Annotated in this window: 23 protein-coding genes; 17 read left to right on the plus strand and 6 right to left on the minus strand. The window is 63.4% G+C overall.

What is annotated here, in order from left to right:
- Positions 1-91: 91 nt before the first annotated feature.
- Positions 92-994, plus strand: a complete 903-nt coding sequence (gene cysM / locus CJU94_RS09970) for a cysteine synthase CysM (protein WP_007180896.1) — start codon at positions 92-94, stop codon at positions 992-994.
- Positions 995-1119: 125 nt separating this feature from the next.
- Here cysM and mltB read toward each other — a convergent pair whose 3' ends face one another.
- Positions 1120-2268 (minus strand): lytic murein transglycosylase B, encoded by a 1149-nt coding sequence (gene mltB / locus CJU94_RS09975; RefSeq protein ID WP_095420281.1) that lies wholly within the window; start codon positions 2266-2268, stop codon positions 1120-1122.
- A 292-nt stretch (positions 2269-2560) separates the two neighbouring features.
- Here mltB and CJU94_RS09980 point away from each other — a divergent pair, with 292 nt between their 5' ends.
- Both CJU94_RS09980 and CJU94_RS09985 read left to right on the plus strand, forming a co-directional pair.
- Positions 2561-3484 carry a histone deacetylase family protein gene (locus tag CJU94_RS09980; protein WP_095418550.1) on the plus strand — a complete coding sequence of 308 codons (924 nt, stop codon included), beginning with the start codon at positions 2561-2563 and terminating at the stop codon, positions 3482-3484.
- Positions 3485-3531: 47 nt separating this feature from the next.
- Positions 3532-4341, plus strand: coding sequence for an enoyl-CoA hydratase (locus tag CJU94_RS09985; protein WP_095418551.1), 810 nt, complete (start codon positions 3532-3534; stop codon positions 4339-4341).
- 17 nt (positions 4342-4358) lie between these two features.
- Here the strand turns inward: CJU94_RS09985 and CJU94_RS09990 are convergent, their stop codons facing one another.
- Positions 4359-5264 carry an alpha/beta hydrolase gene (locus CJU94_RS09990; RefSeq protein WP_095418552.1) on the minus strand — a complete coding sequence of 302 codons (906 nt, stop codon included), beginning with the start codon at positions 5262-5264 and terminating at the stop codon, positions 4359-4361.
- Between the two features lie 240 nt (positions 5265-5504).
- Here CJU94_RS09990 and CJU94_RS09995 point away from each other — a divergent pair, with 240 nt between their 5' ends.
- From CJU94_RS09995 to CJU94_RS10020, 6 genes are all read left to right on the plus strand, one after another.
- Positions 5505-6539 (plus strand): methionine ABC transporter ATP-binding protein, encoded by a 1035-nt coding sequence (locus CJU94_RS09995; protein WP_091800121.1) that lies wholly within the window; start codon positions 5505-5507, stop codon positions 6537-6539.
- Complete coding sequence (locus tag CJU94_RS10000) at positions 6529-7182, plus strand: methionine ABC transporter permease (RefSeq protein ID WP_095418553.1); 654 nt, start codon at positions 6529-6531, stop codon at positions 7180-7182. The genes CJU94_RS09995 and CJU94_RS10000 overlap by 11 nt, the downstream gene beginning before the upstream one ends.
- Before the next feature lie 35 nt (positions 7183-7217).
- Positions 7218-8015 carry a MetQ/NlpA family ABC transporter substrate-binding protein gene (locus CJU94_RS10005; protein WP_095418554.1) on the plus strand — a complete coding sequence of 266 codons (798 nt, stop codon included), beginning with the start codon at positions 7218-7220 and terminating at the stop codon, positions 8013-8015.
- 237 nt (positions 8016-8252) lie between these two features.
- Complete coding sequence (locus CJU94_RS10010; RefSeq protein WP_095418555.1) at positions 8253-9002, plus strand: electron transfer flavoprotein subunit beta/FixA family protein; 750 nt, start codon at positions 8253-8255, stop codon at positions 9000-9002.
- Between the two features lie 13 nt (positions 9003-9015).
- The gene (locus tag CJU94_RS10015; protein ID WP_095418556.1) at positions 9016-9951 is read left to right on the plus strand and encodes an electron transfer flavoprotein subunit alpha/FixB family protein; all 936 of its coding nucleotides are present in this window, start codon (positions 9016-9018) and stop codon (positions 9949-9951) included.
- A gap of 97 nt (positions 9952-10048) precedes the next feature.
- Entirely contained in the window at positions 10049-11839 is a 1791-nt protein-coding gene (locus tag CJU94_RS10020; protein WP_095418557.1) for an acyl-CoA dehydrogenase, read from the plus strand.
- A gap of 117 nt (positions 11840-11956) precedes the next feature.
- On the opposite strand, the gene CJU94_RS10025 is transcribed toward CJU94_RS10020, so the two are convergent.
- Positions 11957-13243, minus strand: coding sequence for a D-amino acid dehydrogenase (locus CJU94_RS10025; protein WP_095418558.1), 1287 nt, complete (start codon positions 13241-13243; stop codon positions 11957-11959).
- A 169-nt stretch (positions 13244-13412) separates the two neighbouring features.
- Between CJU94_RS10025 and CJU94_RS10030 the strand changes: the two genes are divergently transcribed.
- Together CJU94_RS10030 and CJU94_RS10035 are read left to right on the plus strand one after the other, a co-directional pair.
- On the plus strand, positions 13413-13901 hold the full coding sequence (locus CJU94_RS10030) for an Lrp/AsnC ligand binding domain-containing protein (protein WP_007180908.1): 489 nt from the start codon (positions 13413-13415) through the stop codon (positions 13899-13901).
- A gap of 108 nt (positions 13902-14009) precedes the next feature.
- A complete protein-coding gene (locus CJU94_RS10035) occupies positions 14010-15155 on the plus strand; it encodes a PA0069 family radical SAM protein (RefSeq protein ID WP_095418559.1) in 1146 nt (381 codons plus the stop codon).
- A gap of 16 nt (positions 15156-15171) precedes the next feature.
- On the opposite strand, the gene CJU94_RS10040 is transcribed toward CJU94_RS10035, so the two are convergent.
- Both CJU94_RS10040 and CJU94_RS10045 read right to left on the minus strand, forming a co-directional pair.
- Positions 15172-15639, minus strand: coding sequence for an NINE protein (locus CJU94_RS10040; protein ID WP_095418560.1), 468 nt, complete (start codon positions 15637-15639; stop codon positions 15172-15174).
- A gap of 231 nt (positions 15640-15870) precedes the next feature.
- Positions 15871-17061, minus strand: a complete 1191-nt coding sequence (locus tag CJU94_RS10045; RefSeq protein WP_095418561.1) for a PQQ-dependent sugar dehydrogenase — start codon at positions 17059-17061, stop codon at positions 15871-15873.
- A gap of 172 nt (positions 17062-17233) precedes the next feature.
- Between CJU94_RS10045 and rpsP the strand changes: the two genes are divergently transcribed.
- The 6 genes from rpsP (at position 17234) to CJU94_RS10075 (ending at position 21560) form a co-directional block, all read left to right on the plus strand.
- On the plus strand, positions 17234-17488 hold the full coding sequence (gene rpsP, locus CJU94_RS10050) for a 30S ribosomal protein S16 (RefSeq protein WP_007180912.1): 255 nt from the start codon (positions 17234-17236) through the stop codon (positions 17486-17488).
- Between the two features lie 132 nt (positions 17489-17620).
- A complete protein-coding gene (gene rimM / locus CJU94_RS10055; RefSeq protein ID WP_095418562.1) occupies positions 17621-18355 on the plus strand; it encodes a ribosome maturation factor RimM in 735 nt (244 codons plus the stop codon).
- A 25-nt stretch (positions 18356-18380) separates the two neighbouring features.
- A complete protein-coding gene (trmD, locus tag CJU94_RS10060; protein ID WP_095418563.1) occupies positions 18381-19148 on the plus strand; it encodes a tRNA (guanosine(37)-N1)-methyltransferase TrmD in 768 nt (255 codons plus the stop codon).
- A gap of 157 nt (positions 19149-19305) precedes the next feature.
- Entirely contained in the window at positions 19306-19692 is a 387-nt protein-coding gene (rplS, locus tag CJU94_RS10065) for a 50S ribosomal protein L19 (RefSeq protein ID WP_020069334.1), read from the plus strand.
- A 92-nt stretch (positions 19693-19784) separates the two neighbouring features.
- Positions 19785-20507, plus strand: a complete 723-nt coding sequence (locus tag CJU94_RS10070; RefSeq protein WP_095418564.1) for a CoA pyrophosphatase — start codon at positions 19785-19787, stop codon at positions 20505-20507.
- Between the two features lie 114 nt (positions 20508-20621).
- Positions 20622-21560, plus strand: coding sequence for a CobD/CbiB family protein (locus CJU94_RS10075; RefSeq protein ID WP_095418565.1), 939 nt, complete (start codon positions 20622-20624; stop codon positions 21558-21560).
- 246 nt (positions 21561-21806) lie between these two features.
- On the opposite strand, the gene CJU94_RS10080 is transcribed toward CJU94_RS10075, so the two are convergent.
- Positions 21807-22127 (minus strand): putative signal transducing protein, encoded by a 321-nt coding sequence (locus CJU94_RS10080; RefSeq protein ID WP_095418566.1) that lies wholly within the window; start codon positions 22125-22127, stop codon positions 21807-21809.

A 22127-nucleotide genomic window follows, 5' to 3' on the forward strand; every position in this document is an offset into this window, starting at 1 on the left:
ATGCGGACAGAAGGGCCGCGCGGCAGCCGCGGGCACGGTGGTTTAGAATCGACAGATTAAGACTCTGCGCAGCGACAGCACCAGAACCGATATGGCTTACAAAACGATTGAAGACACGATCGGCAATACGCCACTCGTGCAACTCGTCCGTCTTCCCGACGACGAGATCCGCAGCCGCAACAACGTGATCCTTGCGAAGCTCGAGGGCAACAACCCTGCGGGCTCGGTGAAGGATCGCCCGGCGTTGTCGATGATCAAGAAAGCGGAAGCGCGCGGGCGCATCAAGCCGGGCGACACGCTGATCGAATCGACCAGCGGCAACACCGGCATCGCACTCGCCATGGCAGCCGCGATCCGTGGCTACAAAATGGTGCTGATCATGCCGGAAGATCTGTCGGTGGAGCGCCGTCAGAGCATGGCCGCCTATGGCGCGCAGATCGTTCTCACGCCGGTCACGGGCGGCATGGAGTACGCACGCGATCTGGCCGAGCAGATGCAGCGCGAAGGCAAGGGCATCATCCTCGACCAGTTCGCCAATCCGGATAATCCGGCCGCGCACGTCGAAGGCACGGGCCCGGAAATCTGGCGCGACACCGAAGGGCGCATTACCCACTTCGTGTCGTCCATGGGCACGACCGGCACGATCATGGGCGTGTCCACCTATCTGAAAGAGCAGAACCAGGCGATCGAGATCATCGGCGCGCAGCCCGAAGAGGGGTCGCGCATTCCGGGCATCCGTAAATGGCCGGAAGCCTATCTGCCGAAAATTTTCGATCGCAGCCGCGTGGATCGTGTGGAGAACGTGAGCCAAGCCGCCGCCGAGGCCATGGCGCGGCGCATGGCGTCGGTGGAAGGCATCTTTGCCGGTATCTCGTCGGGCGGCGCGTGCGAAGTGGCGCTGCGCGTCGCGCGGCAAGTCGAGAACGCGACGATCGTGTTCATCGTTTGCGACCGCGGCGACCGCTATCTGTCCACCGGTGTGTTTCCGGCTTGAACGCGTCGCGGCGTTTCTGGTCCGTATCCGGCCGGCTTCTGGGCCGTCAATGAAAAAAAGCGCCGATTCACAACCGGCGCTTTTTTTGTCTTCGCGTGAGGCGGACCTGCCGCGCCCACTACCGTCTATTGTGAAGCGCCAGCCGGCACCGCCGCGTTGTTGCCGGCATTCGTCGCATCGCCAGCCTCCATCTGTGCCTTGACCCGCTGACCCAGTTGATAGACCGCGAGCGCATAAAAGAAACTGCGGTTATAGCGCGTCAGCACGTAGAAGTTCTTCAAGCCCAGCATGAACTCGGTGCCGCGTCCGGGCGAAGGCAGATCCACCACCGTGACCGGCGTGCCGGCTTCCGACGCGATATCCACGCCGGGTTCGTTCAGCAGCAACCCGGCGCGCAGCAATTGATCGAGCGGCCAGTGCGGCTCGGGCTGGCCGTCGGCCGCTGCTTGCGCGACGCCGAGGCTGCCGGCGTCCGAGCCGATCTTCCACACGACCGGCCGGCCGCTTTCCCAACCGTTCTGACGCAGGTAATTCGCCACGCTGCCGATCGCATCGGCCTGGCTCGTGCGCAAGTCGATCTGCCGGTTGCCGTCGTAGCTCACCGCGTATTGGACGATGCTGCTCGGCAGGAACTGCGGAATGCCGATCGCGCCGGTATAGGAGCCCAGCACCGTGGTCGGGTCGATCTGCGAGTCGCGCGTCCACACCAGGTAGTCTTCGAGATTCTTGCGGAAGGTCGCCTGGCGATCCGCGCGATTGGCGGTGCCCGGATAGTCGAAGCTGAGCGTGGTCAGCGCGTCGAGCACACGGAAGTTGCCCATGAAGCGCCCATAGATCGTCTCCACGCCGATGATGCCGACGATCACCTCCGGCGGCACGCCGAACTCTTCATAGGCGCGCTGCAGCGTGGCCTGGTTCGCGCGCCAGAAGCGCACGCCGGCATTGATGCGGACCTGGTCGAGAAAGCGCGATTGGTACACGCGCCAGTTCTTGACCGCCGGGGAGGGCGGCGGCGTCACGAGCTTGACTGCGGTCGCCGAATAGCTCACGCCGGCAAAGAGCGCGTGCAGCGCGGACTCGTCGAAGTCGTAGCGCGCGACCATGTCGTTGATGAACGCGTCGACATTGGGATTGTTCGCGTAGCGCTGCGGGATGATCTCTTCTTCAAACGTTTGCCCTTGCGGCACAGCGGGTTGCGGCTGGCCTTGCGCGAGCAGCACCGGAGGTTTCTTGCCGGCGCTTTGCGCGATCGCGGGACTGGTTGCCATGAACATGCACGATGCGACGGACAGTGCGGCGGCCATGGTTCTGGTGCGTAGCCGGTTTCGTGCAGACAGAGCAAGCGTGACGGTCATAGTGAGCTAAGGCGCGGTGCGCAGGAGACAAGGGAGAGACGGGGGAAAAACCGATCGGCGCAGTATACCCGACGCTTTCCGCAAAACTGTGCCTGACACGTTACGGCCGCATCGTGTGGTAACTTGATGAATGTTGGCGCGCCGAGGGCGCGCGCCGTTGGATGGAGACACGCCGCGCGCGCCAAGAAACGCGTCGCCGCCGAAAAGAATCATGGCAACTGGCTTTTATTCCCACCCCGACTGCCTGCTGCACGATATGGGGCAATGGCATCCCGAATGCCCGGCGCGCCTGCAGGCAATCGAAGACCAATTGATCGCGAGCCGCATCGACTCGCTGATCGAGCGCGAGTCGGCGCCGCTCGCCGACGAAGCCGCGCTGCTGCGCGTGCATACGCAAGCCCACGTCGACTACATCCGCAGCCGCTCGCCCGCCGAAGGCATGGCCGAAATCGATCCCGATACGACGATGAACCCGCACACGTTGCAAGCCGCATTGCGCGCATCGGGCGCAGCGGTAGCGGCGACCGACGCGGTGATCGAAGGCCGCTACGACAACGCCTTTTGCAGCGTGCGGCCGCCGGGCCACCATGCCGAGCCGGCACGCGCCATGGGCTTCTGCTTTTTCAACAATGTCGCGATCGCCGCGCGTCATGCGCTCGAAGTGCACGGCCTCTCGCGGGTCGCGATCATCGACTTCGACGTGCATCACGGCAACGGCACCGAAGCGGCTTTTTCGGGCGACTCGCGCGTGCTGATGTGCAGTTTCTTCCAGCATCCGTTCTACCCGTTCACCGGCGCCGACAACCAGGCGCCCAACATGTGCAACGTGCCCATGCCTGCGCGCTCGAAAGGCATGGCGGTGCGCGAGGCGGTAGACATGCTGTGGTTGCCGCGCCTGCATGATTTCAAGCCGGAGATGGTGTTCATCTCGGCCGGTTTCGACGCGCATCGCGAGGACGACCTCGGCAACATGGGCCTCGTCGAAGACGATTATGCGTGGATCACCGACCAGATCCGCGAGATCGCGAAGCGCTATGCGCGCGGGCGGATCGTCAGCTGTCTCGAAGGCGGCTACAACCTGTCCGCGCTGGGGCGCAGCGTGGTCGCCCACGTGCGCTCGCTGGCCGGGATCTGAGCCGCCGCGCCAGGCGCGGGCGCCATCCATTCAATCAGGAGCGAGCCATGAACGCCGACGCGCGCCATGCTTCACTGGTCGAGATCGAACCCGACGCGTACGGCGTGCCGGGCGTCGTGCGTTTGACGATGAACCGGCCCGACGCCTTCAACGCGCTGTCCGAAGCCATGCTCGACGATCTGCAGTCCGCGTTGAGCGAGATCGGCCGGTCGGACGCGCGCGTGGTCGTGATCGCCGGCGCCGGCCGGGCGTTCTGTGCGGGGCACGATCTGAAGGAAATGCGCGCGGCGCCGTCGCTCGCGTACTACCAGACGCTGTTCGCCCGCTGCACGAAGCTGATGATGACGATCCAGCGCCTGCCGCAACCGGTGATCGCGCGCGTGCAAGGTATAGCGACCGCGGCCGGCTGTCAGCTCGTCGCGATGTGCGATCTGGCGGTCGCGGCCGATACGGCGCGTTTTGCCGTGTCCGGCGTGAACCTCGGGCTCTTCTGCGCGACGCCGTCAGTGCCGCTGTCGCGCAACCTGTCGCGTAAGGCCGCGCTTGAAATGCTGCTAACCGGCGATTTCATCGACGCTGTGGGCGCGAAGCGGGAGGGTCTCGTGAACCGCGTGGTCCCCGCCGATGCGCTCGACGCGGAGCTCGCGCGGCTCGCCGCCAGCATCTGCGCGAAGCCCGCCGCAGCCGTGAGCGCCGGCAAGGGGCTCTTCTATCGTCAGTTGGAGATGGGCATCGAAGCGGCTTACCAGCTTGCCGGCCAGACGATGGCTTGCAACATGATGGATGAGTCGGCGCTCGAAGGCGTGCAGGCTTTCATCGACAAACGGCCGCCCGACTGGAAGCGTGACGCGGGCTAGCCGCGTCGTTCAGGCTTTCAGGCGCTCGCCGCCAGCCGTTTGTCGATCCACTCGATCAACGCCCCGATCACCCGGTCGCGGTCGATGTCGTTCATCGTTTCGTGATAGCTGCCTTCGTACAAGGTCAGCGTCTTGTCCGGCGAGCCGGCGTGCTGGCCGAATTCGCGGCTGCCGTCGGGTTCGGTGAGCTTGTCGGCGGTGCCGTGATAGACCAGCAGCGGGACCCGCAAGCCCGCCCGTCCGCGTTCGATGCGCGCCATCGCCAGCAACAGTTCCGCGCCGGTGCGGGCGGGAATCGCGCCGTGATGCACGAGCGGATCGTTGCGATTGGCGTTCACCACGGGTTGCAGGCGCGAGAGCAACGCGGCGTCGATTTTCATCGCCGGGAAGCTCGGGTAGAAACGGCTGATCACCTGGCTCAGCTTGAGCATCCAGCGCGGCACGTCGCGGCCGGGCGCGAGCGCCGGGCTCGACAGGACCAGGCCGTTCAGGCGCCGGCCGCTCGCCTGGAGGCGCTCGATCGCGTAGAGCGCGGCCACGGCGCCGCCCATGCTGTGACCCATCAGGAAGAGCGGCGCGCAACTTTGCGCCGCGGCGTCGAGCAAGGCTTGCGCGTCCAGCAGATAGTCGTCGAAGCGCTTCACATAGGCCCGCTTGCCGGGCGCGTGGCCGTGGCCGCGCAGATCGATCGCCACCAGTTCTATGCCGGCCGCGTTCAGCCTTGCGGCGAGCGCGGCGTAACGCCCGGCGTGCTCGGCGAGCCCGTGGATCAGCGCCACGGTGGCGCGCATCGGCGCGACGGCCGGCCAGCGGTACAGCGGTAATTCCACGCCGTCGCCGGTCGTGACCGACGAGCGCAGCGGCTCGCCGGCGTGCCGCTTGCCCCCGACGGGCCGCGCGGTGCTGCTTGGGGATATCTCCATGGCTGCCGCTTATCCTGATTTCGTCCCGCCCGATCATAGTCGCAGCGGCGGGCCGCGCGCGAGCATCCGGCACCGGGCGGCCCTCTAATTCCAATGGGTTATGAAAAGATCGTAATTGATTATTAAAGGGAATGTCAGCGCTGCGGTAGAATTGCGGGCTCAAATCCCAATAAAAGCAACGGCGGCCGCTTGTCGGGAGCGCATCATGCTCGCCGGCAGCCTCCGCCGTTTCGTTTTTCCATGATCGAAATACGCAATATCTCCCAGCGGTTCGCCGGGCCCCGGGGCTGGGTCGAGGCGCTGCACAACGTCAATCTGTCGATTCCGGCGGGCGAGGTGTTCGGCATCATCGGCCGCAGCGGCGCGGGCAAGAGTACGCTCGTGCGCACCCTCAACCTGCTGACGCGCCCGAGTGAAGGCAATATCGTCGTCAACGGCCGCGATCTGACGACGCTGCCCGCCGCGCAATTGCGCGAGGCGCGCCGCGAGATCGGCATGATCTTCCAGCACTTCAATTTGCTGTCCTCGCGCACGGTGTACGAGAACGTCGCGCTGCCGCTCGAACTCGCCGGCATGAAGCGCGACGAAATCGAAGCGAACGTGCTGCCGCTGCTCGACCTGGTGGGCCTGTCGGCGCAAAAAGACCGCTATCCGGCGCAGATCAGCGGCGGCCAAAAACAGCGCGTCGGCATCGCACGCGCTCTGGCGAGCAAGCCGAAAGTGCTGCTCTCCGACGAAGCGACTTCCGCGCTCGACCCCGAAACCACCCGCGCGATTCTCGACCTGCTCAAGCGCATCAATCGCGAACTGAACCTGACGATCGTGCTGATCACGCACCAGATGGACGTGATCAAGCAGGTCTGCGACCGCGTCGCGGTGCTGGACGCGGGCCGTGTGGTCGAAGAAGGCAAGGTCATCGACGTGTTCCTGCAACCGCATCACGAAGTCACGCGCGCGCTGATCGGCGACGTGATCGCGCAGGAGCTGCCGCCCGCCATGAAGGCGCGCGTCGCGGAGCGCCTGAAGACCGGCAGCGGTCACTTGCTGCGACTCGCGTTCACCGGCTCCGGCGTCGATCAGCCGATCCTGTCGGAAACCATTCGCCGTTACGAACTCGACTTCAACATCCTGCACGGCCAGATCGACGAGATCCAGGGGCAGGCGTTCGGCTCGCTCGCGGTGCTCGCGGGCGGCGAACCGGCGAAAGTGGCGCAGGCGCTGACGTATCTGCGTGAACAGGGCGTGGTGGTGGAGGAGCTGTCGTATGTTGAGTGAAATGTTGGACATGTTCGTCCAGTCGTTCTGGGAAACGCTCGTCATGGTGGGCATTTCCGGGCTGGTCGGCGCTCTGGTGGGCTTGCCGCTCGGCGTTCTGTTGTATCTGACGGATCGCCAGGGCGTGCTGCAGAACGTCGCGGTGAATCGCGTGATGGGCGTGGTCGTCAATGCGGTCCGCTCGACGCCGTTCATCATTCTGCTGGTCGCCGTGATTCCGTTCACGCGCCTCGTGGTGGGTTCGTCGATCGGAACAGCGGCCGCCGTCGTGCCGCTGACGATCGCCGCCGCGCCGTTCATCGCGCGTCTGGTCGAGACGGCGTTGCGGGAAGTGGATCGCGGACTGATCGAAGCCGCGCAGGCGATGGGCGCGACCACCAGCCAGATCGTCTTCAAGGTGTTGTTGCCGGAATCGCTGCCGGGCGTGGTCGCCGGGCTGACGATCACCTTCGTCTCGCTGGTCGGCTACTCGGCGATGGCCGGCGCGATCGGCGGCGGCGGTCTTGGCGATCTCGGCATTCGTTATGGGTATCAGCGTTTCCTGCCGGAAGTGATGTTGACGGTCGTGGTGATTCTGATCGTCTTCGTGCAGTTGGTGCAGTCGTTCGGGGATTGGCTCGTGCGTCGTTTGAGCCATAAGTAAAACAACAATTTCGAATAGGTTTGGAAAGGTCCATCATGCAACGTCGTTTCATTCTCAAACTGGCCGCCGTGCTCGGCGCGGCGTCGCTGTTCGCTGCCGGCGCGGCTCGCGCTGAAGATTCGATCAAGGTCGGCGTCACCGGCGGCCCGCACGCGCAGATCATGGAAGTCGTGAAGACGGTCGCGGCGAAGAACGGTCTGAACATCAAGATCGTCGAATTCTCGGATTACGTGCAGCCGAACGCCGCGCTCGCCGGCGGCGATCTGGACGCGAACAGCTACCAGCACGACCCGTATCTGCAGGCGCAGGTGAAAGACCGCGGCTACAAGCTGATTCGTGTCGCGGATACGGTCACGTACCCGATGGGCATCTATTCGAAGAAAGTGAAGACGCTGGCCGAACTGCAGCCGGGCGCGAAGATCGCGGTACCGAACGATCCGACCAACGGCGGCCGCGCGCTGCTGTTGCTGCAAAAGCAGGGCTTGCTGAAACTGCGCGCCGACGCGGGCCTGAAGGCGACGCCGCTCGATATCGTCGAGAACCCGAAGAAGCTGAAGATCGTCGAGCTCGACGCCGCGCAGATTCCGCGCTCGCTGAACGACGTGGACGCTGCCGCAATCAATACCAACTTCGCGATGGAAGCGGGTCTGAAGCCCAAGCAGGACGCCATCGCGATTGAAGACCCGAAGGGGCCGTATGTGAACATCATCGCGATTCGCGAGGCGGACAGGAACAAGCCGTGGGTCGCCAAGCTGGTCGCGGCGTATCATTCACCGGAAGTGAAGCAGTTTGTTGAAAGCAAATTCGGCGGGGCCGTGATCACCGCTTGGTGAGCCGGCGGCCTGCAGAGCAAGCAAGATACGACGGCAATGCAGAATTAGAGTCGTAAGTCGGGACCCGGGGTTGTCTCCCGGGTTTTTTCGAGATTAAAATAGAACGATCGTTCGATATTGCCGTCACGCCGCTGAGGAGCGATATCCTCCTGCTAGAGCGCCCGCGACAGGGCTGCCGCGAGGGCAGTCGTTATAATGTTCGTTGGGTTGACGTATTCGTAACTTTGGAGCGTGTGCATGAAAATCCTGGTGCCAGTCAAGAGAGTGGTCGATTACAACGTGAAAGTTCGAGTCAAATCGGACGGCACGGGCGTCGACATCGCGAATGTGAAGATGTCGATGAATCCGTTCGACGAAATCGCGGTTGAGGAAGCGGTGCGTTTGAAGGAAGCGGGCGTGGCGACCGAAGTGATCGCCGTGTCGGCGGGTGTCACGCAGTCGCAGGAAACGCTGCGCACGGCGCTGGCGATCGGCGCGGATCGCGCGATCCTGATCGAGTCGGGCGAAGAACTGCAGCCGCTGGCGGTAGCCAAGCTGCTGAAGGCGCTGATCGACAAGGAACAGCCGCAGCTGGTGATTCTCGGCAAGCAGGCCATCGACGACGATTCGAACCAGACCGGCCAGATGCTGGCTGCGCTGGCCGGATTGCCGCAGGCGACGTTTGCCTCGAAGGTCGTCGTGGCAGACGGCAAGGCGACGGTTTCGCGTGAAGTGGACGGTGGCGCTGAAACGCTGTCTTTGAAGCTGCCCGCCGTCATCACCACCGACCTGCGCCTGAACGAACCGCGCTACGTGACGCTGCCGAACATCATGAAGGCGAAGAAGAAACCGCTGGAAGTCATCAAGCCGGAAGACCTGGGCGTTGATGTGACGCCGCGCCTGAAAACGCTGAAGGTTGTCGAGCCGCCCAAGCGCTCCGCCGGTGTGAAGGTGCCGGACGTGAAGACGCTGGTCGAGAAGCTGAAGACCGAAGCCAAGGTGCTGTGAGGAGACGGACGAAATGACGAATCTGGTAATTGCTGAACACGACAACGCGTCGATCAAGGCCGCGACGCTGAATACGATCGCAGCGGCCCAGAAGATCGGCGGTGATATTCACGTGCTGGTCGCGGGTCACAACGCGCAGGCCGCGGCGGATGCGGCAGCGAAGATTGCAGGCGTGAGCAAAGTGCTGCTGGCTGACGCGCCGCAACTCGAAGCGGGCCTCGCGGAAAACGTCGAAGCGACGGTGCTGAACATCGCGAAGGATTACACGCACATCCTCGCGCCGGCCACGGCCTACGGCAAGAACATCGCGCCGCGTATCGCCGCGAAGCTGGACGTCGCGCAGATCAGCGACATCACGGCCGTGGATAGCGCCGACACGTTCGAGCGCCCGATCTACGCAGGCAACGCAATCGCCACGGTGCAATCGGCTGATCCGATCAAGGTCATCACGGTCCGCTCGACCGGTTTCGACGCGGTTGCAGCGGAAGGCGGCAGCGCATCGGTGGAGAAGATCGAAGCGGCAGCGGACAGCGGCATCTCGCAGTTCGTGAGCCGTGAAGTGACGAAGCTGGATCGTCCGGAACTGACGTCGGCGAAGATCATCGTGTCGGGCGGCCGGGGTCTGGGCAACGGCGAAAACTACACCAAGGTACTCGAACCGCTGGCTGACAAGCTGAACGCAGCGCTGGGCGCATCGCGTGCCGCAGTCGATGCGGGCTTCGTACCGAACGACTATCAGGTGGGGCAGACCGGCAAGATCGTCGCGCCGCAACTGTACGTCGCGGTCGGCATCTCGGGTGCGATCCAGCATCTGGCCGGCATGAAGGACAGCAAAGTGATCGTCGCGATCAACAAAGACCCGGAAGCGCCGATTTTCAGCGTCGCCGACTACGGTCTGGTGGGCGATCTGTTCACGGTCGTGCCGGAACTCGTTAGCGAGCTGGGCTAAGCGCCGAAGCGCCTTGTAAAAGGCGTCTGGCAACACGGGAAGGGCGCGGACCGATCAAGTCCAGCGCCCTTTTTTATTAGAGTCGGAGGAGACGGAAATGAGCTATACGGCACCCATCAAGGACATGCTGTTCGTGATGAAAGAACTGGCCGGTCTCGAACACATCGCGACGCTGCCGGGCTTCGAAGACGCGAACCTGGACACCGCGCAGGCCGTGCTCGAAGAGTCGGCGAAACTGTGCGGCGAAGTGCTCGCGCCGCTGAACGTCGAAGGCGACCGCAATCCGAGCAGCTGGAAAGATGGCGTGGTCACCGCGACACCCGGGTTCAAGGAAGCGTTCCGCCAGTTCGGCGAAGGCGGCTGGCAGGGCGTGCAACATCCGCTCGAGTACGAAGGCCAGGGCCTGCCGAAGCTCATCGCGACGCCCTGCGTCGAAATGCTCAACGCGTCGAACCTGTCGTTCGCGCTGTGTCCGTTGCTCACCGACGGCGCGATCGAAGCGCTGCTGACGGCCGGCACCGAAGCGCAGAAACAGACCTATGTGCCGAAGCTCATTTCCGGCGAATGGACCGGCACGATGAACCTCACCGAGCCGCAGGCCGGCTCCGATCTCGCGCTGGTGCGCACGCGCGCCGAGCCGCAGGGCGACGGTTCGTTCAAACTGTTCGGCACGAAGATTTTCATCACCTGGGGCGAGCACGACATGGCGAAGAACATCGCCCATCTCGTGCTGGCGCGCACGCCGAACGCACCGGAAGGCGTGAAGGGCATTTCGCTCTTTATCGTGCCGAAGTTTCTCGTCAATGAAGACGGCTCGCCCGGCGCGCGCAACGACGTGCATTGCGTGTCGATCGAACACAAGCTCGGCATCAAGGCGAGCCCGACCGCGGTGCTGCAATTCGGCGACCACGGCGGCGCGATCGGTCATCTGATCGGCGAAGAGAATCGCGGCCTCGAGTACATGTTCATCATGATGAACGCGGCGCGTTTCGCGGTCGGCATGCAGGGCGTGGGCATCTCGGACCGCGCTTACCAGAAGGCGGTGGCGTACGCGAAAGACCGGGTGCAAAGCCGTCCGGTGGATGGCTCCGCGAAACAACCGGTCGCGATCATCCAGCACCCGGACGTGCGCCGCATGCTCGCGACCATGCGCGGCCTCACCGAAGCGTCGCGCGCGCTCGCTTATGTGGCCGCGGCGCACTGCGACATCGCGCACCGTCACGCGAACGAGGCCACGCGGGCCGAACATCAGGCGATCTACGAATACCTCGTGCCGATCGTGAAGGGCTGGAGCACGGAGCTGTCGATCGATGTCACGAGCCTCGGCGTGCAGGTGCATGGCGGCATGGGTTTCATCGAAGAGACCGGCGCCGCGCAGTATTACCGCGATGCGCGCATTCTGCCGATCTACGAAGGCACGACCGCGATCCAGGCGAACGATCTGATCGGCCGCAAGACCGTGCGCGACGGCGGCAAGGTGGCGAAGTCGCTGCTCGCCGGCGTGGCTGAAACGGTCGAGGCGCTCGGCGCGCAGCAAGGTCCGGCGTTCGAGTCGATGAAGAAGTATCTTGCGCAGGGTCATCGCTCGCTGAGTGCCGCCGTTGATTTCGTCGTTGCCAATACGAAGAGTGATCCGAACGCGGTGTTCGCCGGCAGCGTGCCGTATCTGAAGCTCGCGGGCATCGTGCTCGGCGGCTGGCAGATGGCGCGTGCGTTGCTGGTGGCGGCCGCAAAGCGCGACGAGGATCCTTCGTTCTACGGCGCGAAGATCGCGACCGCGCAGTTCTATGCGGAGCATGTGCTGACGCAGGCGTCGGCGCTGGAGGCGTCGATTGTCAGCGCGAAGGGTGGGGAGAGTGTGCTGGCGTTGTCTGAAGATCAGTTCTGACGCTGCTTCTGCTCCGCTTGAAAAAACAAACGGCGCCTTGTGAGGCGCCGTTGTTTTTGCCGCGCTGGACTGTGGGATCACACACCAGGTCCACCGCTCGCGAAGCGTCGTTAAACGTTACGCATAAGCTGGGCGATGGGCGCCGCCGATCTCGCCGAGATAGCGATGCACCGACAGGTCGTCTGCCTTGATGGCCGGTTGCTTGCCCGACATCACGTCGGCGAGCAGTTGGCCCGAGCCGCACGACATGGTCCAGCCCAGTGTGCCGTGGCCCGTGTTCAGGAACAGGTTCGCTACCGGCGTGCGGCCGACGATCGGCGTGCCGTCCGGCGTCATCGGACGCAGACCGGTCCAGAACGTAGCCTTCGACGTATCGCCGCCGCCCGGGAAAAGATCGTTCACGCACAGTTCCAGAGTGTCGCGACGCGCCTGGCGCAGCGATTTGTCGAAGCCGACGATCTCGGCCATGCCGCCGACACGAATCCGGTCGTCGAAACGCGTGATCGCGATCTTGTAGGTCTCGTCGAGCACGGTCGACACCGGCGCCGACGCTTCGTTGACGATCGGCGCGGTGATCGAATAACCCTTGAGCGGATAGACCGGGATCTTCACGAGACCGGACAGGAATTGGGTGGAATACGAACCCAGCGCGACGACGAACGAATCCGCACGCACCAGTTCTTCGCCGCACTTCACGCCGGCGATGCGGTCGCCCGCCATCGCCAGTGCGTCGATCGGCGTGTTGTAGCGGAATTTGACGCCCAGCTGTTCGGCCAGCGCGGCGAGGCGCGTGGTGAACATCTGGCAGTCGCCGGTTTCGTCGCCCGGCAGGCGCAGACCGCCGGTCAGCTTGTGCGATACCGCGGCGAGCGCCGGTTCCGCTTGCGCCAGTTCAGCCGGCGACAGCAGTTCGTACGGCACATTGGCTTCCTGCAGCACGGCGATATCTTTCGCGGCGCCGTCGAATTGCTGCTGGGTGCGGAACACCTGCAGCGTGCCGCCGGTGCGGCCTTCGTACTGGATGCCGGTTTCGGCGCGCAGCGCCTGCAGGCAGTCGCGGCTGTATTCGGCGAGGCGGACCATACGGCCCTTGTTCACCGCATAGCGCGACGACGTGCAGTTTTGCAGCATCTGCCACATCCATTGCAACTGGAATTGCGTGCCGTCGAGGCGGATCGCCAGCGGCGCGTGTTTCTGGAACATCCACTTGACCGCCTTTAGCGGTACGCCCGGCGCCGCCCACGGCGACGCGTAGCCCGGCGAGATCTGGCCGGCATTGGCGAAACTGGTTTCGAGCGCCGGGCCGGCCTCGCGATCGATAACGGTTACTTCATGACCGGCGCGTGCCAGATAGTACGCACTCGTCACCCCGACGACGCCACTGCCCAAAACGACGACTCGCATAGATGCTCCAGGATTTTCAAAAATGAGGTCTGAGGGCGGTGTGCTCGTCGAGTCGTTGGATTCGTTCGATTCACGAGGTATAACGCTGATCGCCCAGTGTTAACCGCTATACTATTAACAGTCAGGCAGGTTTTGTTATTGTATTTTCAAGATTTTCAGCAAAAACATCATGCGTACACAGCGCCAGCCGGTCCGGGCTCTCGACAAACTCGATCACAAGATCCTGCGCCTGTTGCAGCAGGACGGCCGCATGGCCATGAAAGACCTGGCCGAACAGGTTGGCCTGTCGGTCACGCCGTGCATCGAACGCGTCAAGCGGATGGAGCGCGATGGCGTCATAACCGGCTACCACGCGCGCGTGAACCCGGCGGAGTTAGGCGCGGCGCTGCTGGTGTTCGTCGAGATCACGCTCGATCACAAGAGCGGCAACATGTTCGACCAGTTTCGCCGCGAGGTGCAGAAGATCCCCGAGGTGTTGGAATGCCACCTCGTGTCGGGCGACTTCGACTACTTGATCAAGGCGCGCATCGGCGAAATGGCCGATTACCGCAAGCTGTTGGGCGACATCCTGCTGCAACTGCCCGGCGCGGTGCAGTCCAAAAGCTACGTGGTGATGGAAGAGATCAAGGAAACGCTGACGATCGCGGTCGGGGATTAGAAGGCGGGGGCACGCGCACGTCGGGGCTCGACAAACGGCGTAAACACTGTATATTTGTACAGGTGTTTGCGCCGTTTGTATTTTGCGTGCTCCAGCCGTGTTCCAGCCGTGACCGACTCCGATTCCCCACCCGTCAATGAATTTCCGATCGCGCCGCCCGCGCCTCGCAAGGGCCGCGGCGCGGTGACGAACTTGCAAGGCCGCTACGAAGTCGACCAGCGTGAAGCGGTGGACGACGGCTGGCTGTCGGAGGCGCAGCGCGAGGACGAGCCCAGGGTCTTGCGTACCCAGGTTTTCGAAGAGCGGGCCAAGACCATCCTCACGCGCAATGCGTCGCCGGATATTCCGTTCGGCGTGTCGCTGAACCCGTACCGCGGCTGCGAGCACGGCTGCATCTATTGTTTTGCACGGCCCACGCACAGCTATCTGGGGCTGTCACCGGGGCTCGACTTCGAAAGCCGGATCTACGCCAAGATCAACGCGCCGGAGTTGCTCGAGCGGGAACTGTCGAAGAAGTCCTATGTGCCGGAGCCGATCGCGTTGGGCGTCAATACGGACGCGTGGCAGCCCGCCGAGCGTGACTTGCGGCTCACGCGCCGAGTGATCGAAGTGCTCAGCGAGCGTCACCATCCGTTCGCGGCAATCACCAAATCGTCGCTGATCGAACGCGATCTCGATCTGCTGGCGCCCATGGCGGCGCGCGGGCAATTCATGGCTGCCATCACCATCACCACGCTGGACGCCGAGATTGCCCGCACGCTCGAACCTCGCGCGGCCACACCGTCACGGCGGCTGCGCACCATCCGCACGTTGAGCGAGGCGGGCATTCCGGTTGGCGTGAGCATCGCGCCGGTGATTCCGTTCGTTACCGAACCGGACATGGAGCGCGTGCTGGAGGCCTGTGCGGAGGCGGGGGCGAGCAACGCGAGCTATATCGTGCTGCGTCTGCCGTGGGAAGTTGCGCCGCTATTCAAAGATTGGCTCGCGGCCCATTTTCCCGACCGCGCCGAACGGGTCATGGGTCGCGTGCGGGACATGCGGGGCGGAAAAGACTACGACTCGAACTTCTCCGCGCGAATGAAGGGAGAAGGTTTGTGGGCGGACCTCCTCAAGCAGCGATTCCAGAAGGCGGTACGCTGCTTGGGGCTGAACCGGCGTGACCGCGGCATTCTGGATATGTCGCACTTTCGTCGGGTGGAAGCGCCGCGTGCCGCTGAACCGGCGCGCAACGACCCTCAACTGGATCTTTTTTAGCGCGGTGCGCGGCGAATCACTGCGAGAGTGCTTTGGCCGCCTGAACCTGGCCTTCGAAGTAAGTCTGGAAGGAGATGGCGAGCCCTGTCATGAGCAGGAAAGCGCCGATCAGCAGCGAAAAGATCACGACGAAAATGACTGTCCAGCCAGAGCGGCTCTTGCGCTGAGTGTGGGTGTTGAACTGCGCGTCCCACTTTTCGTCCGGACGCAGCCCGTAGACGATCGCGGCCAGAAACGCGGCGAGCAACGACACCGCACCGGGAAACGCCAGCAACCAGCCAAGCATCGAGGCCCGTTCGCTGGCTACCACCAGCATCGCGCCGGGAATGCCGATCAGCGTACCGATCAGGTGAGCCCAGCCGTAGACGTCGCGCGTGCCGTACAGATAGAACCGATGAACGCCGAGGCAGCCGAAGAAGAACGCCAGTGCGGCGGTTATCGTCTTGGATCTGAAGCGCGGGGAAGCCGAAGCAAGGGTGGACATGTAGGCGAGAGCAGAGTGATGGACGGTCTAAAGGAGCGGCGCGCGGCTCGCGCGGACCGACGCGCATTCTACGCCCGCCGCGGGTCGCCGGCCACGTGGCGGGCGGCGCGGCAGCGGGGCGGTGTTGTGAGCAGCGGCGGAATCGGGTGTGCACCGGCGGCGCGGGTGGGCGGTGTGGCAGGATGGCTGGGCGTTGCGGGCGCCCAGCGGTTGCGCGTCGCCAACGTCTGGCTAGGGCGCCGAATAAGTGACGCGATAGACCGCGCCTGCGTAGTCGTCGCTGATCAGGAGTGAACCGTCGGGCAGCGGCAACACGTCTGCGGGACGGCCCCACACGGCCTCTCCGGGTTGCAGCCATCCTTCGGCAAAGACTTCCTGGCGGGCATTGCTGCCGTTGGGGTCCGTGACGACGTGCACGACGCGATAACCGACCTTCTTGCCGCGGTTCCACGAACCGTGCTCGGCGATGAAGATCGTGTTCCGGTAAGCGGGCGGAAACATCGCACCGTTGTAAAAGCGCAAGCCGAGCGCCGCGACGTGCGCACCCAGTTTGGCCGCTGGCGGCGTGAACGAACTGCACGGACGATCTTTGCCGAACTCGGGATCGGGTGTGTCGCCGCCGTGGCAGTAAGGAAAGCCGAAATCCAGCCCGGCGCGCGGCGCGCGGTTGAGTTTGTCGTCCGGTATGTCGTCGCCGAGCAGGTCGCGGCCGTTGTCGGTGAACCACAGTTCATGCGTCACCGGATGCCACGCGAAGCCGACCGAATTGCGAATGCCGCGTGCCACGACTTCATAGTGGCTGCCGTCCGGGTCCATGCGGCCGATCAGGCCGAAACGGTTGCGGTCTTTCAGACATACGTTGCACGGCGCGCCTTGCGGCACGTACAGCTTGCCGTCCGGGCCGAAGGCGATGAATTTCCAGCCGTGGTGCGTCTCCGTGGGCAGGCTGTCGGTCACCACGGACGGTTTGGGCGGATCGTTCAGGTGGGCGTCGATCGCATCGAAGCGTACAATTTTCGACACGGCCGAAACATAGAGCGCGCCATCGTGCCACGCCACGCCGGCCGGCGTTTCCAGCCCGGAAGCGATGACGTGGCGCGCCGTTACGCGTCCATTTTGCAATTCGAGGGCGTAGACGTGGCCGTCGAGGCTGCCTATATAAAGTATGCCTTTGGGCGAAAGCGCCATGGCGCGTGCACTCGGCACGGCGTCCGACAAGACTTCGATTCGGAAGCCGGGCGGCAGTTTGATCCGCTCCACCGGCAGTGCGGCAAGCGCCGGCAGGGCAGCCGCGGCGAGCAACAGAGCCGTGCCTGTACGCAGGGTCCTGTTTCGCAAAGTGCGCGCCGCGCCGGCAAACCCGAACCGTACGGCAGCACTAAAAAAGTCGCGCAAAAACACAATGGGCGGCAGGAGTTTCAAGGGCGCTCCGTCAGGTAATTCGGGCGTTTCGACGCGGTGTGGGGTCCCTTCCTGGATGGCCGGCGCAACACCGTCGCTCAGTTTATCCCGGTAAGTGTTTGTTATGGCGTCGGTTTCCCGCTATAATCGCGTGTTTCAGTCGTTCCGAACCCCGGTTTTCAAGGATTCTAGTATGGTCATCATCCGCTTGGCTCGTGGCGGCTCCAAGAAGCGCCCGTTCTACAACATCGTCGCAACCGATTCGCGTAACCGTCGTGACGGCCGCTTTATCGAACGCGTTGGCTTCTACAACCCGGTTGCTACGAAGGGTGAGTCGCTGCGTATCGCTCAAGACCGCCTGACGTACTGGCAAGGCGTTGGCGCACAACTGTCGCCGACCGTCGAGCGTCTCGTGAAGGAAGCTGCAAAGGCGCAGCCGGCTGCTTAATGCCAGCTAGCCTGCGTATCGTCGTCGGCTCGACCGGCGGCTCGCGCGGTTTGCGTGAGCGGTCCAATGAGCAGTCCGATGCGCGCGTTGTTTTGCTGAAGCAGGCGTCGAAGCTGACAGCGAGGTGCTCTCATGACTGAGCGTGATTCCGGCAGTTCAGGTCGCGCAAAGGAAAAAGCCGCAGCCCCGCGCGCGAAGACGTCTGGTCAGGCGCCGTTCGGTGCATTCGTCCGCAAACCGGTCGAAAAAGCCGAAGGCAAGGCGAAAGCCAATGTTGCAAACGCCGGGTCCGGTGCAGCAGAAATGCGCATGGAAACGGCAGAAAGCTGGCCGGCCGACGCGGTCGAGGTCGGTGCAATCGTCGACGCTTACGGCCTCAAAGGCTGGGTCAAGGTAGCCGCTCATGCGGACGCCGGGCATGGCGGCGACGCTTTGCTAAGCGCGAAGCGCTGGTGGCTGGTTAAAGGCCAGGAGCGCAAGTCGGCGCCGTCATTGCAGGCGAAAACGCATAGCGACAGTGTGGTGGCCCATCTGGGCGGCGTCACTGACCGCGACGTGGCGCTGGCACTGCGCGGCTCCCGCGTCTATATCAGCCGCAGCGAATTTCCGGCTCTCGAAGCCGACGAATTCTACTGGGTCGACTTGCTCGGTCTGGATGTGGTGAACGTTGCCGGGGTCAATCTCGGCAAGGTTGCAGACATGATCGACAACGGTGCGCACTCGGTAATGCGTATCGAATATCCGGCTACAGACAAAAGCGGCAAGCCGGTCACCGGCGAGCGTTTGATCCCGTTCGTCGGCGTCTTTGTCAAAACGGTGGACCAGACGGCGAAGCAGATCACGGTCGACTGGGAAGCCGATTACTAAAATCATTCGCTGAACGGAGAGAGCGATGCAGTTCGATGTCGTCACGCTCTTTCCTGACATGTTTCGTGCGCTGACCGACTGGGGTATCACCAGCCGTGCGGCGAAGCAGAAGCGCTACGGTTTGCGTACGTGGAATCCGCGCGATTTCACGACCGACAACTATCGCACAATCGACGATCGCCCGTACGGCGGCGGCCCCGGCATGGTGATGCTGGCTAAGCCGCTGGAAGACGCGATCGGCGCGGCGAAAGCGGCGCAGGCGGAGCAGGGTATCGGCGCGCCGCGTGTCGTGATGATGTCGCCGCAAGGTGCCACGCTGAATCACGACCGCGTCATGCAGTTCGCTGCCGAACCCGGTCTGATCCTGTTGTGTGGGCGCTATGAAGCGATCGACCAGCGTTTGCTCGACCGTGTCGTCGACGAAGAAGTCAGCCTTGGCGACTTCGTGCTGTCGGGCGGTGAATTGCCGGCTATGGCGTTGATGGATGCCGTGGTGCGTCAGTTGCCCGGTGTGCTCAACGACTCGCAGTCCGCGGTGCAGGATAGTTTTGTCGACGTGCTGCTGGATTGTCCGCATTACACGCGTCCTGAGGAATACAACGGCGTGCGCGTGCCCGATGTGCTGCTCGGCGGCCATCATGCGGAGATCGAAGCGTGGCGTCGGCGTGAAGCCTTGCGCAACACGTTGAACAAACGGCCGGATCTGATCGTGAAGGCCAGGAAGAACAAGATGTTGAGCCGTGCCGACGAGGCATGGCTCGCGAGTCTCGCGAAGGAAGAGTCGAAGGCGTAAAGCCTTGGGTCTTTTGAGCGGACATTAGGCGGCGCCGTGCATGCGTGCACGGCGCCTGATGTGATCCCATCCTCTATCGGGGCCGTAGCCGAGCGCAATAAGGAAACTTAGTGCAAGGCAGGTACGAACGCCGACAAGATGGACTTAGGAGTCAGTGATGAATCTGATTGCAAAACTCGAGCAGGAAGAAATCGCGCGCGCCCTCGGCGAGAAGACCATCCCCGAATTCGCTCCCGGCGATACGGTGATCGTCAGCGTGAACGTGGTTGAAGGTACGCGTAAGCGTGTTCAGGCTTACGAAGGCGTCGTGATCGCCAAGCGTAACCGTGGTCTGAATTCGTCGTTCATCGTCCGCAAGATTTCGTCGGGCGAAGGCGTCGAGCGTACGTTCCAGACGTACTCGCCGCTGCTGGCAAGCATCGTCGTCAAGCGTCGTGGTGACGTGCGCCGTGCGAAGCTGTACTACCTGCGCGACCGTTCGGGCAAGTCGGCCCGGATCAAGGAAAAGCTGGTCTCGAAAGACCGCGCTGCTTCCCAAGCGTAAATGCTGTAAGAAAAAGCACCCCTCACGGGTGCTTTTTTGTTTGCCAGGTCAAAATAGCGGCATGTCCCCTATCCGCTCATTCGAGAGACCCGTTGATCCGCCCCGTCTTTGAGCCTGAAACTCTGCCTGTCGAAGCAACAGGCGCCGACCTGCCGCCGGTGGCGGGCGACCGTCTCACGCCCGACGGCCTGCGCGCACGCTTCGAGCAGCGCCTTGCCTGGACTCCCGAACCTATCGTCGAAGCGCCGTGGCGCGACATTCACGCGGATCCGCGCGTCGCGGCGGTGCTAGTGCCGCTGGTGGTGCGCGAGCCCGGCCTGACGGTGCTGCTGACCCAGCGCGCCGACCATCTGAACGATCATGCTGGTCAGGTGAGCTTTCCGGGCGGCCGTCACGAACCTTTCGATGCCGATGCCACCGCCACTGCGCTGCGCGAAGCGCAGGAGGAGGTCGGTCTCGCGCCCTCGCGTGTGGAAATTCTCGGTGCGTTGCCTGACTATCTAACGGGCACCGGCTTTCGCGTGACGCCGGTCATCGGCCTTGTGCATCCGCCGTTTACCGTCAAGGCGGACGCGCTCGAAGTGGCCGAAGTCTTCGAAGTGCCGCTCGCTTTTCTTATGAACCCCGCCCATCACGAAGAGCGCGTGTTCCGTTATGAGGGCGGCGAGCGGCGCTTCTTTGCCATGCCATATCCACGGGCCGCGTCGGCTCAAGCCGGCGCCGGAGAGACCGGGAACGGGCTCGGCGGGCACTACTTCATCTGGGGCGCGACGGCGGCGATGCTGCGCAACTTCTATCGCTTCCTCGCGGCGTAAAGCGCCCAGGACTGTGCAGTTGTTGGGTGTTTGTCAACGTCTGCGCTCAGTCGCATCCGACCCTGTGCTATCGTTATAAAACAATCGTAAAACTCGAAAAGCACGGCGCATCGCATGACTTTTTTCTCTGTATTGCTGGCCCTGATCATTGAACAAGTGCGAGCGCTGTCGCCGAACAATCCGGTGTCGGCGCTGCTTCAGTACCATGCGGAGTCGGCGGCGCACGGCTTCGATGCCGGTAAGCCGAAGCATGGCTTGCTCGCCTGGCTCGTGGTGGTGGTGCCCTGGACGCTGGGCGTCGCGCTCGTCTACTACGTGCTGTATCACATTCACTTTGCACTGGCGTTCCTGTGGAACGTGGCGGTGCTGTACTTCACGCTCGGCTTTCGCCAGTTCAGCCACTACTTCACGGACATCCACCTCGCGTTGAACAACGACGACGTGCCGCACGCCCGTGAAATCCTGAACGAGTGGACCGGGCTCGATACCGTCGACATGCCCGTTAGCGAGATCGTGCGTCATACGCTGATCCATGCGGTGGTCGCTTCGCATCGGCACGTGTTCGGCGTGTTCTTCTGGTTCCTGATTCCGGTCGGCCCGGCGGGTGCGGTGCTCTATCGGATTGCCGAATATCTGGCGCGCACATGGGCGCGCCCGGTCGACGATCGCACTGTCGCGTTTTCGAGCTTTGCGCAGCGCGCCTTCTTCGTGATCGACTGGGTGCCGGCGCGGCTGACGTCGCTGGGCTTTGCGATTGTCGGCAATTTCGAAGACGCGATTTATGCATGGCGCAACCATGCGCGTCAGTGGCCGGATGCGAACGACGGCGTGTTGCTGGCCGCGGGCAGCGGTGCATTGGGCGCGCGTTTGAGCGGGCCGCTCGCCGAGCCCTCCAGCCTCGACGCGTTGGCTACCGGCGACGGCGGCCCGATGCAGGTCGGCGACGACTGCACGCCGCGCACGCTGCAATCGGCCGTGGGCCTCGTGTGGCGCGCGGTGGTGCTGTGGATGATTCTGCTGCTGATGCTGACGATCGCGGTGTGGCTTGCTTGAGGTCGTTCCGTTAGTCGTTCGGACTAGCATAAAAAAAACCGGACATTGTCCGGTTTTTTTTATGCCCGCACCCGGTGCTGAACTAATCCGCTACCGCTCTCAAACAGAAACACGAGAGCCGATGAGCGTGAGTCCGAAGCTCACTCAACGCGCGCGCACTTAAGTCGATTACGCGCCGGGTTCTAAACTGTCGCGGCCACGATCCGCCCAAGCCACCGCTCCACGCCCATTCGACAGAACCACGCCTCACCCATCCCGCGGGTCCCGCGCCGTCCCGCATTGCCAGCACACCGTAAACTGCGCCTCGAGCGTCTCACCACATTGCCCGCAGCGCCAGCCAGGCGTCCCCGCCGCCGGCCCATGCGATGCCGCGTCGATCAACTTCCGCGCCATCGCCTCATCGCGTTCATCGACGAGCCACAGCTCGGGCGAGCACTGATCCGCCGGAATATCGCCGAGCGCGCCGTTCAGGTAACGGTTGTGCAACTCGCAAGCAATACCCGCGGTGGCCAGCACATTGACCCAGTGCTGCCCGATGAGCAGATTCGGCGCGCGCATTAGTTTCAT

This window comes from Paraburkholderia aromaticivorans (assembly GCF_002278075.1).
In the GTDB taxonomy this organism is placed as follows: Bacteria; Pseudomonadota; Gammaproteobacteria; order Burkholderiales; family Burkholderiaceae; genus Paraburkholderia; species Paraburkholderia aromaticivorans.

Bases quoted from the DNA above. Each gene is read 5' to 3' on its own strand.
- cysM (WP_007180896.1), top strand. From the start codon at position 92: ATGGCTTACAAAACGATTGAAGACACGATCGGCAATACGCCACTCGTG.
- mltB (WP_095420281.1), bottom strand. From the start codon at position 2,268: ATGTTCATGGCAACCAGTCCCGCGATCGCGCAAAGCGCCGGCAAGAAA.
- CJU94_RS09980 (WP_095418550.1), top strand. From the start codon at position 2,561: ATGGCAACTGGCTTTTATTCCCACCCCGACTGCCTGCTGCACGATATG.
- CJU94_RS09985 (WP_095418551.1), top strand. From the start codon at position 3,532: ATGAACGCCGACGCGCGCCATGCTTCACTGGTCGAGATCGAACCCGAC.
- CJU94_RS09990 (WP_095418552.1), bottom strand. From the start codon at position 5,264: ATGGAGATATCCCCAAGCAGCACCGCGCGGCCCGTCGGGGGCAAGCGG.
- CJU94_RS09995 (WP_091800121.1), top strand. From the start codon at position 5,505: ATGATCGAAATACGCAATATCTCCCAGCGGTTCGCCGGGCCCCGGGGC.
- CJU94_RS10000 (WP_095418553.1), top strand. From the start codon at position 6,529: ATGTTGAGTGAAATGTTGGACATGTTCGTCCAGTCGTTCTGGGAAACG.
- CJU94_RS10005 (WP_095418554.1), top strand. From the start codon at position 7,218: ATGCAACGTCGTTTCATTCTCAAACTGGCCGCCGTGCTCGGCGCGGCG.
- CJU94_RS10010 (WP_095418555.1), top strand. From the start codon at position 8,253: ATGAAAATCCTGGTGCCAGTCAAGAGAGTGGTCGATTACAACGTGAAA.
- CJU94_RS10015 (WP_095418556.1), top strand. From the start codon at position 9,016: ATGACGAATCTGGTAATTGCTGAACACGACAACGCGTCGATCAAGGCC.
- CJU94_RS10020 (WP_095418557.1), top strand. From the start codon at position 10,049: ATGAGCTATACGGCACCCATCAAGGACATGCTGTTCGTGATGAAAGAA.
- CJU94_RS10025 (WP_095418558.1), bottom strand. From the start codon at position 13,243: ATGCGAGTCGTCGTTTTGGGCAGTGGCGTCGTCGGGGTGACGAGTGCG.
- CJU94_RS10030 (WP_007180908.1), top strand. From the start codon at position 13,413: ATGCGTACACAGCGCCAGCCGGTCCGGGCTCTCGACAAACTCGATCAC.
- CJU94_RS10040 (WP_095418560.1), bottom strand. From the start codon at position 15,639: ATGTCCACCCTTGCTTCGGCTTCCCCGCGCTTCAGATCCAAGACGATA.
- rpsP (WP_007180912.1), top strand. From the start codon at position 17,234: ATGGTCATCATCCGCTTGGCTCGTGGCGGCTCCAAGAAGCGCCCGTTC.
- rimM (WP_095418562.1), top strand. From the start codon at position 17,621: ATGACTGAGCGTGATTCCGGCAGTTCAGGTCGCGCAAAGGAAAAAGCC.
- trmD (WP_095418563.1), top strand. From the start codon at position 18,381: ATGCAGTTCGATGTCGTCACGCTCTTTCCTGACATGTTTCGTGCGCTG.
- rplS (WP_020069334.1), top strand. From the start codon at position 19,306: ATGAATCTGATTGCAAAACTCGAGCAGGAAGAAATCGCGCGCGCCCTC.
- CJU94_RS10075 (WP_095418565.1), top strand. From the start codon at position 20,622: ATGACTTTTTTCTCTGTATTGCTGGCCCTGATCATTGAACAAGTGCGA.
- CJU94_RS10080 (WP_095418566.1), bottom strand. From the start codon at position 22,127: ATGAAACTAATGCGCGCGCCGAATCTGCTCATCGGGCAGCACTGGGTC.